This is a genomic window from Bacillus cereus group sp. Bc010, from assembly GCF_027716745.1.
GTDB lineage: Bacteria > Bacillota > Bacilli > Bacillales > Bacillaceae_G > Bacillus_A > Bacillus_A pacificus.
Window position 1 is genome coordinate 72,769 of the sequence record NZ_JAQFUY010000005.1, and the last position, 14,500, is coordinate 87,268.

Here is a 14,500-nt window from a genome sequence, read left to right on the forward strand (position 1 = left end):
CGATATAATAAAGCTAGAAATAGCATAAGGGGAAACAAAGAATGAATAAATTACTAACATCCAAAAGTGAAATTATAGAAAGAAAAATACGATATGACTCGACAACAGTAGAACACACTTGTTTATTACTTGAAAAGCAGTTGCGAAGTATCGTGTTATTTCATGAGGTTCAGTATTCATTTATGATGAATACACATGATTCAAGTTTAACAATCCCGAAAGGCAGTTACACCATTGCATACTACTGGGAGGATCGTCCGTACAATTTATACATATGGAGAGATAAGAATGGAATGTATGTAGGCTCTTATTTTAATGTTGTAAAAAATACGCAAATAACAGATGAACTAGTGTCATTTGAAGACTTAATTATTGATATTTTGGTACTTCCAAGTGGAGAATATTTTATTTTAGATGAAGATGAGTTGCCTGAGTCTTTAGAGGAGTTTGAGGATGGTTATGTGAATGAAGCTCTTAATGTATTAGAGGAAATAATTCAAAAGACCCTTCCTCAAATGATTGTAGAAACAGAAAGAGTGAGGTTAAACTAAATTGTAATCGATTTGAAAATAGAATACGTGTTTAATGAAATTGAGTAGTCTCAAGTTATATAATCTAACTTTTTTGATAAGTCTAAGGTTAGATGTATATTTCTTGGGATTACTCTTTTTTGTAGAAATTAATGTTGACTGAATATAGTTCAGTCATTTATGATTGAATCAGATTCAGTCGAGGACAAACTTAGTAGGAGATGACCTATGAAAAGAATATCAAAAGAACCAGATATAAGACGACAAGAGTTAATGGATATTGGCTTTGAACTATATATGAAAAATGGTATGAAAGGATTTGGCATAAAAGATGTTGTGAATCATGCAGGTGTAGCAACAGGCTTATTTTATTATTACTTCAAGTCTAAAGATAACTTTGTTGATGAAGTTTTAAATGATTTTATTGTGAAAAATATGGAGTTAATCGAAGAAGTACTAATTTCAAATGAACGGTCTGTCATGCAAAAGATGGAAGATTCTCTAAATATATTTTGGACATTTATTGAAAAATTAGCGCCTTATAAAAATGTGAGTTCTTTTCAGACAGAACAACATTTTCAACTGGAACAGAAATTATTCACGCGAATTCAGCCGTTAATTCGACAAGTGATTGAAGAAGGGATGAAAACGGGGATTTTTAATACTGATAACTCATTACTAGCTTCAGGTTTTATTTTATACGGTCTTAGCAGTGTTGCTCATTCAGAGGTGAATTTGAATTTAGATACGAAGCAAGAAATGGTTAATTTAGTATTAAATACACTACGATATGATCAAAGAGAAGGAGAATGTATATGAAGATTATGATAGATGGAAACAATATTTCGAATGAACAACTTACAAAATGGAAAAGAGAACGTATTAAAAAAGTTTTAAATACATTAGGACATAAAGAGCAAGAATTAAATGATACAGACGTTATGATAAAAAAACTAACGGAACTAAAATTAAATTATTCATACGATGAAATGTATGATAAGTTGAAGTCTAAACTTAAATTAAGTGAAATGGGTATGCGTATCGCTACAGTTTTATCTGGTAATAGACGAAAATTTTCAAAAACAAGTATCTATTTAGATGGGATTACAGCAGAAGAAGCGATAAATGGGATTGACAGTTTTATGCTTGAACAATCACGTGAAAATAATCAGGTGAACTTGTCAGCTTGTCCTGATCACTATGTACTAAGACCGTTTGGAGAAAATGAATTAGAAGTTATCGAAACTACTGGTAATTCTCCATTTCCAGTTCAATTTTTTATTGTTTTTGGTGACGAAACGGGATTGAAGACACCTAGAGATAAGTCTTATCAATACCAATCAACAGGTGTTGCACGTATGAAAGACGGTACTACTATTGGTGGAGTTCGACATCAATTCAAAGATACAGATACTGGTATAGAAGTAAGTCTAGTTGTAGAGTTTCCAGCACTTTGTCCTAATAGCCTTATTAAATCGCACCAAATGCATTTGGCATGTGAGTTTTCTTATTGGTTACAGTGGATTAAGAACCGTAAAAAATAAATAACAATAAGGATATTCAAACGAACCATATGTATTTTTTAACAAAACCCAGTTGACTTATCGGAAATATTTGTATAATATGTACTTAATTCTATTACGTATTGCTGATTGGAGAAACCAAAGGCATTTTATCTATTGATAAAATGCCTTTGGTTTTTTTATTGCATAAATACTGAATCTGTTCATTTAGATGAATCATTTCAAGGAGGCGAAGAAGTGACTGTTTCAATTGATGGAGTATCAAAATATTTTTCGAAACAAACTCGTACCGTTCAAGTATTAGAGAATATTAATTTTCAATTAGAGAAAGGGGATTTTGTTACAGTAATTGGTCCGAGTGGTTGCGGAAAAAGTACACTATTAAAAATTATTGCAGGCTTAGACGGCGAGTTTGAAGGAGAAATCATTATTGACGGGGAGCGTATAACAAAACCGAGTAAGAAGCAAGGATTTATATTTCAAGAGCATCGATTGTTTCCGTGGCTTACAGTGGAAGAAAATATTGCGGCGGATTTATCATTAAAAGATAAGTATGTGAAGGATAAGGTAAAGGAATGGGTTGAAATTGTTCGGTTAGATGGTTTTGAAAAATCATATCCGAAAGAAATATCAGGCGGGATGTCACAACGTGTTGCGATTGCAAGAGCGTTGCTAAGAGATCCAAATGTATTGTTACTTGATGAGCCATTTGGAGCATTGGATGCATTTACCCGAAGTCATTTGCAAGAAGTACTGCTCAACATTTGGGAACAAAAAAAGACGACAATGATATTCGTTACACATGATATAGACGAAGCAATATATCTTTCAAACAGAATTGTCATCATGAGTGCAAAGCCTGGAAAAATACATAAAGTGATTGAAAATAATTTACCTTATCCGCGTAGTAAAACTTCGGAGTCATTCCAAGAAATTCGAAAGAAAGTATTACAGCAGTTTGAACGCGGGGGACTAATTCAAACAAGTATATAGGGAAAGGGTGAGTATATGTATAAAAAAATCAAAATTCTTTCTTTTGCATTAGCTATTTCTTTATTTTTATTCGGATGTGAAAAAAGCACAGCAAGTAGTAAGAAGGAAGATGTAACAGTACAAATTGGTATTCAACAAGGATTAAGTCCACTATTACTCGCACAGAAAAAAGGATGGTTTGAAGAGGAGTTTAAAAAAGAAGGAGTTAAGGTGAAGTGGACAGAGTTTCAAAGCGGTCCTCCTTATTTTGAAGCAATTGCATCAAATCGATTAGACTTTGGTGAAGTTGGCAACTCTCCAGTTATTTCCGCGCAAGCAGCAGGTATTGAATTTACTGAAATTGCTAATACGAGTTATGCGAGAAAAGGAACAGGCATTCTTGTACAAAAAGATAGCAAGATTACGAGTGTAAAAGATTTAAAAGGTAAAAAAATCGCAGTAGCAAAAGGAAGTAGCGCATTTAATTTATTGTATCGAGCGCTTGATAAAGAAGGTATCAATGCGAAAGATGTAAATGTCATTCAGTTACAACCAGATGAAGCGCAGCCAGCATTTGAATCAGGATCAGTAGATGCATGGGCAATTTGGGATCCTTTCATATCGTTACATACGGTAAATAAAGGAGCGAAGGTGATTACAGATGGTGAACAATTAAATGTATCTTCTCCAGAGTTTTTAATTGCGAGAACAAAATTTGCGAAAGAGCATCCAGAATTAGTGGAGAAATTCCTTAAAGTATATGAAAAAGCACGTGTATGGCAAGATGAAAACTTGGATGAAGCAATAAAAATATACACTTCTGCAAAGAAAATAGATGCAGATATTGTAAAAGAAGTGTTTAATCACGACAAACCCATCTTAGTTCCGGTAACGAAAGAAATAGTTGCAGAACAGCAACAGACAGCAGATTTTCAATATAAGCTCGGTTCTATAAAGAAAGAAATCAAAACTGATAAAGTTGTAGATAATTCTTTCGTAGAAAAAGCAATAAAGGCGAAATGAAAAGAGGTTTTGTAAATTGGAAAATACAAAGGCTGTTGTGAAAAGGGCAAGTTTAACGATTGGCAAAAGTAATGTCAATGTAAAAAAAGTGCGAAAGACAAATGTAAAAGTGTTAGTAAGAGCGATTACGATACCAATTGTCGTATTAATTATTTGGCAGTTAGCTGGCGTATTCGATTTAGTCTCTAAAACAGTATTACCAACGCCATTACATATATTTCTAGCTTTCCAAGAACTTATAAAAACAGGAGAGTTATACGGTCATCTAAGTATCAGTGTATTCAGGGCTGCGGCTGGTTTCTTTATTGGTGGGAGTCTAGGAATTATATTAGGAACGATTGTTGGGTTTTCAACGAGAAGCGAGCAATATTTAGATCCGTCAGTACAAATGTTAAGAACTGTGCCTCACTTAGCTGTTGCACCGCTTTTCGTATTATGGTTCGGTTTTGGTGAAACATCGAAAGTGTTATTAATTGCAGATGGTGCATTTTTTCCTTTATACGTAAACGCGTTTCTAGGAATACGAGGTGTAGATTCAAAGTTATTCGATGTTGTGAGAGTGTTAGAGTTTAGTAAAAGAAAATTAATTACAAAATTAATTTTACCTGCCGCATTACCTAACCTTTTACTAGGAGCAAGATTATCATTAGGAGTTGCATGGGTGAGTTTAGTAGTAGCAGAACTTATGGGATCTACAGAAGGTATTGGCTATATGATAATGGATGCAAGGCAATTTTCAAATACAGATATTGTATTTGTCGGTATTATTATCTTTGCATTCGTTGGGAAGTTTTCTGATTCACTTGTTCGTTTACTAGAAGTGAAGTTTTTAAGATGGAGAGATAATTTTAAAGGAGAGATAGGAAATTAACATATAAATTATTAGGGGTAATTTATATAGAGTATTTTAGTGTATGTTTCAACATAAATAAGGGGTGTGTAAAGGTATGGAATTATTATGGTTTATTCCGGCGTATGGAGATGGTCGATATTTAGGCACGACAAAACGAGGAAGAGCAGCTGAGTATGGTTATTATAAACAAGTTGCACAGGCAGCCGATTATTTAGGATATACAGGTGTGTTACTTCCAACTGGTCAAGGTTGTGAAGATCCATGGGTACTTGCATCGGCACTTGCAGCTGAGACAGAGAAATTAAAGTTTTTAGTAGCAGTTCGACCAGGACTAATGTCACCGACAGTTGCAGCGAGGATGGCTTCTACATTTGATAGAATTTCAGACGGGAGGTTACTTATTAATGTAGTAGCTGGAGGAGATCCAGTTGAATTACAAGGAGATGGATTATATCTTGAACATGATGAAAGGTATGAAGCAGCTGATGAATTCTTAAAAGTTTGGAAATCGACTTTGCAAGGTGAGACCATTTCATTAGAAGGAAAACATATTAAAGTTATGGATAGTAAAGTTGTGTTCCCACCAGTTCAAACGCCATATCCTCCTATATATTTTGGAGGATCATCCGCTGCTGGAAAGGAAGTTGCAGCAGAACATAGTGATGTATATTTAACGTGGGGAGAGCCGCCAGAGCAAGTGAAGGAGAAAATAGAGGAAGTAAGAAAACTGGCAGAAGAGAAGGGGCGTTCAGTACGATTTGGCATCAGGTTACACGTAATTGTAAGAGAAACAGAAGAAGAAGCGTGGGAAGAGGCAGAACGTTTAATTCAATATGTAGATAATGAGACAATTGAGCTTGCTCAAAAGACATTTGCAAGATATGATTCAGTTGGTCAAAAACGAATGACCCATTTAAATAAAGGTACACGAGAGTCGTTAGAGATAAGTCCTAATTTATGGGCTGGCATCGGGCTTGTAAGAGGTGGTGCAGGTACTGCGCTTGTTGGAGATCCGCATACAGTAGCAAATAGAATAAAAGAATATGAAGCGTTAGGAATTGATACATTTGTTTTATCAGGATATCCACATTTAGAAGAGGCATATGAAGTGGCAGAACTTTTATTTCCTTTATTGAAAGAAGAAAAGAAACAAGAAAATAAAATTGTTGGTGAAATGGTAGCTGATGCATATGCATTAAAAAAATAGTGAGAAATAAAGTGAAGCTTTAATCCTTTGGTTGAATTGTCCCAAAGGATTATTAGCCTTCACCAATTGGGTATTTAGAGGCAGTTTCACCTATGTTTTGCTTCATTTTGTTTACTGCCTGTTAATACGGGGGAAAAAACTCGCAAGTAAATCACTTGCGAGTTTTCATCGTAAACTATTAGAAAATATGATAAAATTAAATAGTAACTTAAGGTACGGTTGGTTGTTCAATTATCACTTCTCTAAGTAGGAGGGGGGTGATAATAAGTGAGTGAAATAGCGTTGTTACTGCAAGGTGGACTGTTTCTCGTTGCATTGTTAACATTCGTCGTCGTTTTAATAGACAAGCTCAAAAAATAACAACCCACCTATGCCAATAGAATGTGGGTTGTTTTGTTTGTAAGAAACAAATAGGATAAATGAACAATCCAATCTGCTAAGTTACGTGGACTAGTGTGTAGCCGCACACTAGTCTTTTTTATTTATATACAATTTATAATTGGTTTATGTGATTGTATTGTTCTTTTCATACTTATTATAACACAGTGTCTTTTCATCAAGAAAGGAGACCGTATGTTCTGTTTCTAATTAAATAGAAGGTGATTTTTCTTTAAAGAGCCCGTCCATATACTGTTTTAAAGTTTGAACGTAAAATTCTTGCTTATTTACATCATTAACGCCGACAATTGGTGAAGGAAGTTCATATCTCTTTTCTGATAAATGAACGACAACATCAAAAATATCAAATAGACGAATGAAACAGAACAGGCCATCTTTATCACTTAATAAAATAAAGTAGTGGTTTTCGCTATTTGTATTTAATGTATTCCATAAAGAACTTTTGCTTAAATCACGAACAATGCTCTTTTCTTTTAATTCCATGAAGTCGGCATTTGATAGGATGCTAGAAATATCAATCGCATCTGGATCTTCAAAATAGCCATCGACTGCTTGTACAGCGAAAGTATAAGCCATTTTTAATACACTCATTTTATACTTACGGTTATCTAAAAGTAATTCACGTTGAATAGAGCTAGCTACTTTCGTTACACGTTCTTCTTTCCAAATTTCATTATGTAGTGAAATATCGTGCTTTTTACATAGTTTCATAATTAATGCATTGGAATAAAGTATTTCGTCACTTACTTCAACAACATCCGTCTCAGCCGCTGCAAGTTCCTCACCATGCTCATTCGTATAGAGCGGGGAGTCAATCTGTTTTTTCATGTGTTCAATCTTAAACTGACTTAATTTATGCCGGATTAAGGGGCGATCAATATTTGTTGTCATTTGTTCATAACAAGTATCACAAATTGAGTTTGTGAAATAATATCCACATAATATTTCTGGGATGACATATTGTTCACTAAGTTCTTTCGTATCTTTTCTGCAAATGATGCATTGTGTCATTTTTATCACCTTTACCTGCAAATTTGTATGTAATCTCATTGTAGTGTATTTATTGGTATTTTGGAATATTGTAAAGGAAAATATTATGTGAAATTGTTACTTATTTTGGTACAATGAAGTGAAGTGCTAGTTTAAAGGAGGACGTTTTTTTGAAATCGAAAGTGCACTTTTGGACATTAGAAGTGCTAATGGTTGTAGCGATCATATTTATTTGCACAAAAATATCGTTTCTATTTCAACCGATTGGTATCTTCATATCAACGCTGTTTTTCCCAATCTTAATCGCGTTATTTTTATACTTCATATTTAATCCGGTGTTAGTCTTTTTAGAGGAGAAAAAAGTACCTAGAAATTTAGCGATTTTACTGTTATATCTTTTTATCATAACATTAACTGCGGTTGGAGTTGGGGTAGTTGTTCCAACGATCTCACAACAGCTAATGGATTTAGTGAAAAATATGCCAGGCTATATAAAAGAGGGAAAACTATACATACAAGATTTATCCCATCATAGATTGTTTGAATGGTTATCTACGCAAAACTATGTTTCCATTGAAACAATTGAAAAAAATGCAATTGAATACTTACAGGATATACCAAACACAATTACGTCGAGTGCAACGGCTTTATTTGGTATCATAACGAACGTCGCATTAGTTATTTTTACAGTACCGTTCATTTTATTTTATATGTTTAAAGATGGACATGCGTTTCCAGGAAAAGCAGTAAGTTTATTACCAGAGTCATACCGTGAAGAAGGGCTTCGTATCATTAAGGAAACGAACGAAACATTATCTGCATATATTCAAGGGCAAGCGCTCGTTTGTATATTTGTAGGTGCTTTTACTTTTATCGGTTATTTAATTATCGATTTACCGTACGCTTTTGTTTTAGGAATTATAGCTGCATTTACAAATATCATTCCTAACTTAGGTCCATTTATCGGTGCAGCACCAGCTGTTATTGTAGGTTTGTTCGTATCTCCGATGCAAGCGTTGTACGTAATTATTATCGTAACAATTGTACAACAATTTGAAAGTAACATCATTTCACCGCGTATTATGAGTTCAAAATTAAATATCCATCCGTTAACAATTATTATTTTAATTTTAGGGGTAGGTAACTTTGCGGGAATTATCGGAATGATCTTGGCGGTGCCAGTGTATGCAGTAACGAAAACAGTTGTATCGAACTTAGTGAGATTGTTTAAGACGAAGAGAAGTAATCGAAAGTAAAGTAATGAATTAAGAGGTATAGAACTGTTATTGAGTTCTATACCTTTTTATTTAATAATATGGCAGGAATATGTGTCTTTGTATCGTATATATTCAATAAATAAATATTTATATCAAAAGGAGTTTAGCCACATGGCAGAAATTATAGATACGGAAATGATTATAAATGAATTACAACATAAAGGTATTATTCATTTGACAAAAGAAAACATTGATAGAAAAAAGGGAACGACTGAAGGACAAGTGTATATTTTATATGGAGAGTCTAATAAGAAATATGTATTAAAGATCGATAAACCTGAAAATATTTCGTATACAGAAAGATTTCTTCATATGTATGAAGAGATTTATTTACTTCCTAAAATTATATTTACAGATTCAAACAAAAAATTTATTTTATATACATTTATTGAAGGTGAGACGCATTTTAAAAGAGGGAGTAAAATTCAATGGATGACGTGTTTAGCAAGAGATTTCATTAATAATTATAAGAAATGTAGTGAGGAAGAAGAGTGGGGAAGATTAGGTTTACCAAGAAAGTCTTGGCATGAATTTAATACATACAGTGTTAAAGGAGCTTATAAAAACTTAAACGGTATTTTATTAAAAGATGATTATATGAATGTTATGCAAATTGTAAATGAACTATCAAAAGGGGAGAAGGAAGAAGAAAAACATTTTCTGCACGGTGATACAGGTATACATAACTTTGTCTTTCGAAACGAGATATTAAGAGGTGTTATTGATCCATCGCCAATAGTTGGCCCAGTATTATATGACTTTACATATGCTTTTTGTTCATCACCTGATGATTTAGAAACAGAGACATTATTTGAAGCTTTTTCGCATTTAAATAATGTAGACATTGAGAATTCAAGAATAGTAATGGAAGTTATAGTACAACTGTACACTCGTATTGGAGTTTGTGCAAAAGTGCACCCACAAGATTTAGAAGAGTACTTAGTAGCTTGGCGATATTGGAAAGATAAGATACAAAAATGCCTATTCTAATATTGGATAATAGGCATTTTTGTTGTGATGTTTTTACACATTAAATACGATGAAAAATAAAATTAAAACAGCCTATAACTATGTGGAATCCCTCTGAACTATCCAAATCATTTCCTTACAACGTGCTATCAACATCATAATCGACTCCTTTCAAGTTTTATATTTTAAAGGATTATATGTGAGTATAGTATTTGCTTCTACGATCTCGAATTTCGTCCATAATCTTTTTGTATTGTTGCTCTTGTTTTAATTCATCTTCAGAAAAGATTTCTTTTTGGATTGTAATTGTTAAGAAGAAAAGATGAAACTTCATGATACATTCCTCCTTTCGAAAGGAATTATAGATGGCTACAGTAGTGACTTTGACGTTCTTTTACATCTTCCATAGCTTTATTAATTTGATGGTCATGCAATATCTCACTGTCCGAGAACTTAGTTTTTTGAATTGTGATAGTTAAAAAGAATACTTTAAATTTCATTAGATAAAACCCCTTTATAAGTTTATTAGAAAAGACGGCTGTAATAAGAAGCTTGACGTTCTTTTACTTCGTCCATAATAGTTTGAATGTGTTGCTCACGCAAAATCTCTTTCTGTGAAAGTTTACGTTTTTGAATGGTGATAGTTAAAAAGAATGCTTTAAATTTCATTAGATAAAACCCCTTTATAAGTTTATTAGAAAAGACGGCTGTAATAAGAAGCTTGACGCTCTTTTACTTCGTCCATAATGGATTGAATGTGTTGCTCGCGTAAAATTTCGTTGTGAGAAAGTTTACGTTTTTGAATGGTGATAGTTAAAAAGAATGCTTTAAATTTCATGAAGGTAGTTCTCCTTAAAAATATATTTTTAATACATATGCGTATAATATGAACTTTTAATGTCAGTCATTTTATCAGTCAGTTGTTTTATTTGTTGTTTACGATGGATCTCAGCTTCAGTTAAAGTGTTTTTCTGAAGTACAGTCGTAAAAAAGAAAATATGAAAAGTCATAAATGAATTCCTCCTTTCGAAAAGGAATTACATGTGATCACAATAAAGTGCTTGGCGCTCCTTAACATCATTCATAGCTTTTTCTATTTGCTCATTATGAAACATTTTATCTTTAGAAATTTTATTTCTTTGAATCGTAATACTTAAAAACAATACGCTAATAGTCATCGAATGTTGCTCCTTTCTTTAAAAAATAATGTAAGAGACTAAAAAATCGCACAAAAAAGCCACAGGAAGATATAGTTCTCCTATGGCTAGGCGTGAAAAAGCCACAGGAAAGTATACGACCTCCTGTGGCGAATTTATGAATTAATCGAAATAATGTACGATTTTCAATTCTCCATTAGGGTGGTCGAATTCATATTGAATTGTCCAGAAAACACAGGTGCAGTTAACGCTAAAGTTAAAGCATGTAATTGTAATTTCATCATTTCCTTCGACCTCCTTTTAGAATATTTTTCTTACGTTAGTAAGTATATACAATTAATGGATAATTGTAAACATAAAAAATGAAAATTTTTAATTTTGATTAAAATGCGTATATTTTAAAGGGTTTTGAGAAGGTGTATTGTAATTAACGAAATATCGATAAAAATGGGGGATGCTAAATGAAATATATGCATCGTAATGTAGTTGTTATGCTAACAATTTTTTTATGTATTACTTCTTGTTCTAGAGGAGAAAGAATAAAAGAAATATCCGATGTTGAACCTGGTGATTTTAATAAATATGCAGGGACATACGTTGGGAATAACTCAGATGTAGTTGCAATTGTTAATCATTTACCTGGTGGTGAAACATTTCAAAGTGTAAGTTTAGAGAATGAAAGTATAAAGGTGAACTATGGTGCAAAAGGGAATGGCCCCCTTACAGAAGACATGGTTGAGACGTATTGGTTTGATGGTAAGGATACAATAAAGAAGAATTTTCTCTTTAATGCTATTTATCTAGCGATTTTAGTACCAAATGCAAAAGCTTTTGATTTCCAAGTAGAAAATAAAAAGTTTAAGATAAAAAGAGAAGAAATACTACCAATCTTGTATGAAAATTTTAATGATTTTCCAAAAGAAGATAATATATGGGATAAAAAGAAAGTAGTAAAGTTCCTTAATGATAATAAAGAAAAAATGAATAAGCTTGTGAATGATAAAGATTTCCGAAAATCTTTATTTATTAAATATCCAGTGGAATAATTGGAGGGACAAAGATGGAGTTAGTATACAAAATTACTTATCATAGAATGCAGGCTCATTATTTACCTAAGTTAGTACAGGCAATTCAGTTTGTTAGTGAAGAGAATTTATGGAAACAAGGGGAGTCTGTTAATTCAATTGGTGGAATCGTACTGCATATTTGTGAACATATGCAGAGAAATACTAGTCGTTATAAAAATCCAAATATAGTTTTTGAAAAGGGAATCGAGGAGTATTTTCCAACAAAACGACAACATACTGAAGTTTTGCTACAGTACGTTGAAAAGGTATTTGATGAATGGGGAAAAGCATATATACAAGCATGGGAAGAAAAAAGACATATTGAACTTCATAGTTTATTACATTTAGTGGAGCATACAAGTTATCATTTAGGGCAAATAGTAGATCGTACAAAGTTAATAAAAGGACAACAATTTAACTTTTGTCAAAATGGTATAAATGAAAAGAATTTAAGAACAAGAGTTGAAACTTCAAAATTTTAGAAAGAGAGTCATTCTTAAACGAATGACTCTCTTTTTTGTAAAAGAAATTTATGGAAATGAATATGTTTATGTGGTATGGTTAATTACATAAGTAATGAACCTATGAACCGAACTAAGGTGGTGAAATTGTGAAACCTACTCTGGAGCAAAATAAATTAATATACTTACAAATTGCAGAAACCATTGAATCTGATATTTTAAAAGACATATTGCTTGAAGAAGAACAAGTTCCATCAACAAATCAATTTGCGAAGATGTTACAAATAAATCCAGCTACTGCAGCTAAAGGGGTAAATGTATTAGTTGACGAAGGGATTCTATATAAAAAGAGAGGGATCGGGATGTTTGTTGCAAAAGGAGCAAAAGAAGTCGTACTTAAAAAAAGACAAAATACTTTTATGACCGAATATTTACCGAAAGTGTGGGAAGAAGCAAAAGTATTAGAAATATCAAAAGATGAATTGATGGATATGATTCAAAAAATTACGAAGGAGGGGAAAGAGGGATGATTGCACTTGAAACGAAAGATATAACGAAAAAATATAAAAAGAAAGTAGCAGTAAATGAAGTAACGATTTCATTGGAAGAGCATAAAATATATGGTTTGCTCGGTAGAAACGGAGCGGGAAAAACGACACTATTAAATTTACTTGCAGGCCAAATTACTTCAAGTAGTGGAAGTGTATCAATATTTGGTGAACATGTTTTTGAGAATAGTAAAGCGATGCAAAATATTTGTTTTGTTAGAGTGAAAGAAGAAGCACATTTCAGTTATAAAGTAAAAGATATTTTTAAGATGTGTAGCATGTTTTATAAAAACTGGGATGAAAAGTATGCTGAAGAACTCGCTAATAAATTTCAGCTTAATATGAAAGTGAAATATCATAAGCTATCACACGGTATGCAAACAGTTGTTGGAATTATTCAAGGATTAGCAAGCAGGGCACCAATTACAATTTTTGATGAACCAACTACAGGTTTAGACGCAGCACATCGTGAATTATTTTATAGTCTACTCCTAGAAGATTACGGTGAGTATCCACGAACTATTATATTATCCACACATTTAGTAGAAGAAGTAACTCATGTGATTGAAGATGTAATTATTATAAAAGAAGGAAGGATAGTTGTTCAATCATCAGTGGAAGAGTTATTACAACAAGCTTATATTATTTCAGGGAAAAAAGATAAAGTGGATGAGTTCACAATTAATAAAAGAGTAATAAATCGAGAAATCTATGGAAATAAGGGAATTACTGTTATATGGGAAGAACTTTCTAATGAAGATTATTACTCTCTTGAAAAAGAAGATTTAGCAATTGATAGAATTACATTACAAAAACTATTTATTCATATAACTGGTGGTGAAGTGAAATGACGATGTTAATGAAGCAGTTGAAGTTACATATAAAGTATCATTATAAAGCCATTCTTATCTTTTGGACTGTAGCATTACTTATAAAAGGGACCATGACTGCAACCGATTTAAAGGGAATAAATGTGGCATTTTTACATGATATATTCAATAATTCATCAATTGCAATTGTAATGTTTATTGTGATAAGCGTGTTTTTTATTCAAATTGATATTTTTCCTACGGTCGTATTGTTTGGGGTCACTAGGTTTCAATTCTTGATTGGTTCAATATGTTATAATTTATTGCAATCAGCATTGTTTTCATGTCTTCAAGCTTTATTTTTACAGGATACATTTTATAAAACTGAATATGTAAATTGGGGGTCATATGCAATTGAACAATTCTTTGTACAGTTCATATTTTATAGTACATTAGCTTGTTTATTCCAATCAACTATCATTGTTCAGAATAGGTTTAATTGGTTCGGGTTTGCTTTTAGTATAGTATTTTTATTCGGATTGGCGAGTACAATGTATGCAGGAATAGGAATAAAAGAATTGGTGTTTATTAATAGTAAAATGTTGCTAGAAATACCTAATTTCATATCAGTTTCGATTGTTCTTATTTATATATATATTGTAATTAGCGCTCTATTTATTCGTAAGGTTTCGTTTGAAGATACAATTTAAATACA

22 protein-coding genes are annotated in these 14,500 nt (G+C 32.4%); 15 read left to right on the plus strand and 7 right to left on the minus strand.

Translation table 11 applies throughout. From position 1 onward, the window contains the following. Positions 1 to 41: 41 nt before the first annotated feature. The 8 genes from PDQ68_RS08660 (at position 42) to PDQ68_RS08695 (ending at position 6,468) form a co-directional block, all read left to right on the plus strand. Entirely contained in the window at positions 42 to 551 is a 510-nt protein-coding gene (locus PDQ68_RS08660) for a ribonuclease FAU-1 family protein (RefSeq protein WP_061182504.1), read from the plus strand. Positions 552 to 758: 207 nt separating this feature from the next. Further along, entirely contained in the window at positions 759 to 1,349 is a 591-nt protein-coding gene (locus PDQ68_RS08665; RefSeq protein WP_000822614.1) for a TetR/AcrR family transcriptional regulator, read from the plus strand. Next, positions 1,346 to 2,074: a hypothetical protein gene (locus PDQ68_RS08670; RefSeq protein ID WP_061182503.1), complete on the plus strand. Its 729-nt coding sequence runs from the start codon at positions 1,346 to 1,348 to the stop codon at positions 2,072 to 2,074. The genes PDQ68_RS08665 and PDQ68_RS08670 overlap by 4 nt, the downstream gene beginning before the upstream one ends. Positions 2,075 to 2,290: 216 nt before the next feature. Beyond that, the gene (locus PDQ68_RS08675) at positions 2,291 to 3,046 is read left to right on the plus strand and encodes an ABC transporter ATP-binding protein (RefSeq protein WP_000218592.1); all 756 of its coding nucleotides are present in this window, start codon (positions 2,291 to 2,293) and stop codon (positions 3,044 to 3,046) included. A 15-nt stretch (positions 3,047 to 3,061) separates the two neighbouring features. Further along, positions 3,062 to 4,048 (plus strand): aliphatic sulfonate ABC transporter substrate-binding protein, encoded by a 987-nt coding sequence (locus PDQ68_RS08680; protein ID WP_061182502.1) that lies wholly within the window; start codon positions 3,062 to 3,064, stop codon positions 4,046 to 4,048. Positions 4,049 to 4,064: 16 nt separating this feature from the next. Continuing rightward, positions 4,065 to 4,919 (plus strand): ABC transporter permease, encoded by an 855-nt coding sequence (locus tag PDQ68_RS08685; RefSeq protein WP_061182501.1) that lies wholly within the window; start codon positions 4,065 to 4,067, stop codon positions 4,917 to 4,919. A gap of 76 nt (positions 4,920 to 4,995) precedes the next feature. After that, positions 4,996 to 6,108, plus strand: coding sequence for an FMNH2-dependent alkanesulfonate monooxygenase (gene ssuD, locus PDQ68_RS08690; RefSeq protein ID WP_061182500.1), 1,113 nt, complete (start codon positions 4,996 to 4,998; stop codon positions 6,106 to 6,108). Between the two features lie 267 nt (positions 6,109 to 6,375). Beyond that, on the plus strand, positions 6,376 to 6,468 hold the full coding sequence (locus PDQ68_RS08695; protein ID WP_001289320.1) for a putative holin-like toxin: 93 nt from the start codon (positions 6,376 to 6,378) through the stop codon (positions 6,466 to 6,468). Positions 6,469 to 6,696: 228 nt separating this feature from the next. Here the strand turns inward: PDQ68_RS08695 and PDQ68_RS08700 are convergent, their stop codons facing one another. Next, on the minus strand, positions 6,697 to 7,518 hold the full coding sequence (locus PDQ68_RS08700) for an HNH endonuclease (protein ID WP_016717766.1): 822 nt from the start codon (positions 7,516 to 7,518) through the stop codon (positions 6,697 to 6,699). A 149-nt stretch (positions 7,519 to 7,667) separates the two neighbouring features. Between PDQ68_RS08700 and PDQ68_RS08705 the strand changes: the two genes are divergently transcribed. Further along, positions 7,668 to 8,753, plus strand: a complete 1,086-nt coding sequence (locus PDQ68_RS08705; RefSeq protein ID WP_270786658.1) for an AI-2E family transporter — start codon at positions 7,668 to 7,670, stop codon at positions 8,751 to 8,753. Between the two features lie 132 nt (positions 8,754 to 8,885). After that, on the plus strand, positions 8,886 to 9,764 hold the full coding sequence (locus PDQ68_RS08710; protein ID WP_016717765.1) for a phosphotransferase: 879 nt from the start codon (positions 8,886 to 8,888) through the stop codon (positions 9,762 to 9,764). A gap of 172 nt (positions 9,765 to 9,936) precedes the next feature. Here the strand turns inward: PDQ68_RS08710 and PDQ68_RS08715 are convergent, their stop codons facing one another. Genes PDQ68_RS08715 through PDQ68_RS08740 form a run of 6 tightly spaced genes read right to left on the minus strand, consistent with a single transcriptional unit; the run spans position 9,937 to position 10,921 of the window. Next, positions 9,937 to 10,077, minus strand: coding sequence for a YrzI family small protein (locus PDQ68_RS08715; protein ID WP_016717764.1), 141 nt, complete (start codon positions 10,075 to 10,077; stop codon positions 9,937 to 9,939). Between the two features lie 25 nt (positions 10,078 to 10,102). Then, positions 10,103 to 10,243, minus strand: coding sequence for a YrzI family small protein (locus PDQ68_RS08720; protein WP_000669812.1), 141 nt, complete (start codon positions 10,241 to 10,243; stop codon positions 10,103 to 10,105). 25 nt (positions 10,244 to 10,268) lie between these two features. Next, positions 10,269 to 10,412, minus strand: a complete 144-nt coding sequence (locus tag PDQ68_RS08725) for a YrzI family small protein (protein ID WP_000668966.1) — start codon at positions 10,410 to 10,412, stop codon at positions 10,269 to 10,271. Positions 10,413 to 10,437: 25 nt separating this feature from the next. After that, positions 10,438 to 10,581: a YrzI family small protein gene (locus PDQ68_RS08730; protein WP_000668957.1), complete on the minus strand. Its 144-nt coding sequence runs from the start codon at positions 10,579 to 10,581 to the stop codon at positions 10,438 to 10,440. A gap of 28 nt (positions 10,582 to 10,609) precedes the next feature. Beyond that, positions 10,610 to 10,753, minus strand: coding sequence for a YrzI family small protein (locus PDQ68_RS08735; RefSeq protein ID WP_000142732.1), 144 nt, complete (start codon positions 10,751 to 10,753; stop codon positions 10,610 to 10,612). 27 nt (positions 10,754 to 10,780) lie between these two features. After that, complete coding sequence (locus PDQ68_RS08740; RefSeq protein WP_000156180.1) at positions 10,781 to 10,921, minus strand: YrzI family small protein; 141 nt, start codon at positions 10,919 to 10,921, stop codon at positions 10,781 to 10,783. 440 nt (positions 10,922 to 11,361) lie between these two features. On the opposite strand from PDQ68_RS08740, the gene PDQ68_RS08745 reads away from it, so the two are divergent. The 5 genes from PDQ68_RS08745 to PDQ68_RS08765 all read left to right on the plus strand — a co-directional run bounded on the left by PDQ68_RS08745 (position 11,362) and on the right by PDQ68_RS08765 (position 14,495). Next, positions 11,362 to 11,946 carry a DUF4825 domain-containing protein gene (locus tag PDQ68_RS08745; RefSeq protein ID WP_061182444.1) on the plus strand — a complete coding sequence of 195 codons (585 nt, stop codon included), beginning with the start codon at positions 11,362 to 11,364 and terminating at the stop codon, positions 11,944 to 11,946. A gap of 14 nt (positions 11,947 to 11,960) precedes the next feature. Then, positions 11,961 to 12,449, plus strand: coding sequence for a DinB family protein (locus PDQ68_RS08750; protein ID WP_061182443.1), 489 nt, complete (start codon positions 11,961 to 11,963; stop codon positions 12,447 to 12,449). 128 nt (positions 12,450 to 12,577) lie between these two features. Further along, entirely contained in the window at positions 12,578 to 12,958 is a 381-nt protein-coding gene (locus tag PDQ68_RS08755) for a GntR family transcriptional regulator (RefSeq protein WP_000805194.1), read from the plus strand. Next, complete coding sequence (locus PDQ68_RS08760; RefSeq protein ID WP_061182442.1) at positions 12,955 to 13,827, plus strand: ABC transporter ATP-binding protein; 873 nt, start codon at positions 12,955 to 12,957, stop codon at positions 13,825 to 13,827. The genes PDQ68_RS08755 and PDQ68_RS08760 overlap by 4 nt, the downstream gene beginning before the upstream one ends. Then, the gene (locus PDQ68_RS08765; RefSeq protein ID WP_061182441.1) at positions 13,824 to 14,495 is read left to right on the plus strand and encodes a DUF4052 family protein; all 672 of its coding nucleotides are present in this window, start codon (positions 13,824 to 13,826) and stop codon (positions 14,493 to 14,495) included. Before PDQ68_RS08760 ends, PDQ68_RS08765 begins: the two co-directional genes overlap by 4 nt. Positions 14,496 to 14,500: the final 5 nt, after the last annotated feature.

Excerpts from the sequence above, each read along its gene's own strand:
- PDQ68_RS08660 (WP_061182504.1), top strand. The coding sequence starts at position 42 with ATGAATAAATTACTAACATCCAAAAGTGAAATTATAGAAAGAAAAATA.
- PDQ68_RS08665 (WP_000822614.1), top strand. The coding sequence starts at position 759 with ATGAAAAGAATATCAAAAGAACCAGATATAAGACGACAAGAGTTAATG.
- PDQ68_RS08670 (WP_061182503.1), top strand. The coding sequence starts at position 1,346 with ATGAAGATTATGATAGATGGAAACAATATTTCGAATGAACAACTTACA.
- PDQ68_RS08680 (WP_061182502.1), top strand. The coding sequence starts at position 3,062 with ATGTATAAAAAAATCAAAATTCTTTCTTTTGCATTAGCTATTTCTTTA.
- ssuD (WP_061182500.1), top strand. The coding sequence starts at position 4,996 with ATGGAATTATTATGGTTTATTCCGGCGTATGGAGATGGTCGATATTTA.
- PDQ68_RS08700 (WP_016717766.1), bottom strand. The coding sequence starts at position 7,518 with ATGACACAATGCATCATTTGCAGAAAAGATACGAAAGAACTTAGTGAA.
- PDQ68_RS08710 (WP_016717765.1), top strand. The coding sequence starts at position 8,886 with ATGGCAGAAATTATAGATACGGAAATGATTATAAATGAATTACAACAT.
- PDQ68_RS08715 (WP_016717764.1), bottom strand. The coding sequence starts at position 10,077 with ATGAAGTTTCATCTTTTCTTCTTAACAATTACAATCCAAAAAGAAATC.
- PDQ68_RS08720 (WP_000669812.1), bottom strand. The coding sequence starts at position 10,243 with ATGAAATTTAAAGTATTCTTTTTAACTATCACAATTCAAAAAACTAAG.
- PDQ68_RS08725 (WP_000668966.1), bottom strand. The coding sequence starts at position 10,412 with ATGAAATTTAAAGCATTCTTTTTAACTATCACCATTCAAAAACGTAAA.
- PDQ68_RS08730 (WP_000668957.1), bottom strand. The coding sequence starts at position 10,581 with ATGAAATTTAAAGCATTCTTTTTAACTATCACCATTCAAAAACGTAAA.
- PDQ68_RS08735 (WP_000142732.1), bottom strand. The coding sequence starts at position 10,753 with ATGACTTTTCATATTTTCTTTTTTACGACTGTACTTCAGAAAAACACT.
- PDQ68_RS08740 (WP_000156180.1), bottom strand. The coding sequence starts at position 10,921 with ATGACTATTAGCGTATTGTTTTTAAGTATTACGATTCAAAGAAATAAA.
- PDQ68_RS08745 (WP_061182444.1), top strand. The coding sequence starts at position 11,362 with ATGAAATATATGCATCGTAATGTAGTTGTTATGCTAACAATTTTTTTA.
- PDQ68_RS08750 (WP_061182443.1), top strand. The coding sequence starts at position 11,961 with ATGGAGTTAGTATACAAAATTACTTATCATAGAATGCAGGCTCATTAT.
- PDQ68_RS08760 (WP_061182442.1), top strand. The coding sequence starts at position 12,955 with ATGATTGCACTTGAAACGAAAGATATAACGAAAAAATATAAAAAGAAA.
- PDQ68_RS08765 (WP_061182441.1), top strand. The coding sequence starts at position 13,824 with ATGACGATGTTAATGAAGCAGTTGAAGTTACATATAAAGTATCATTAT.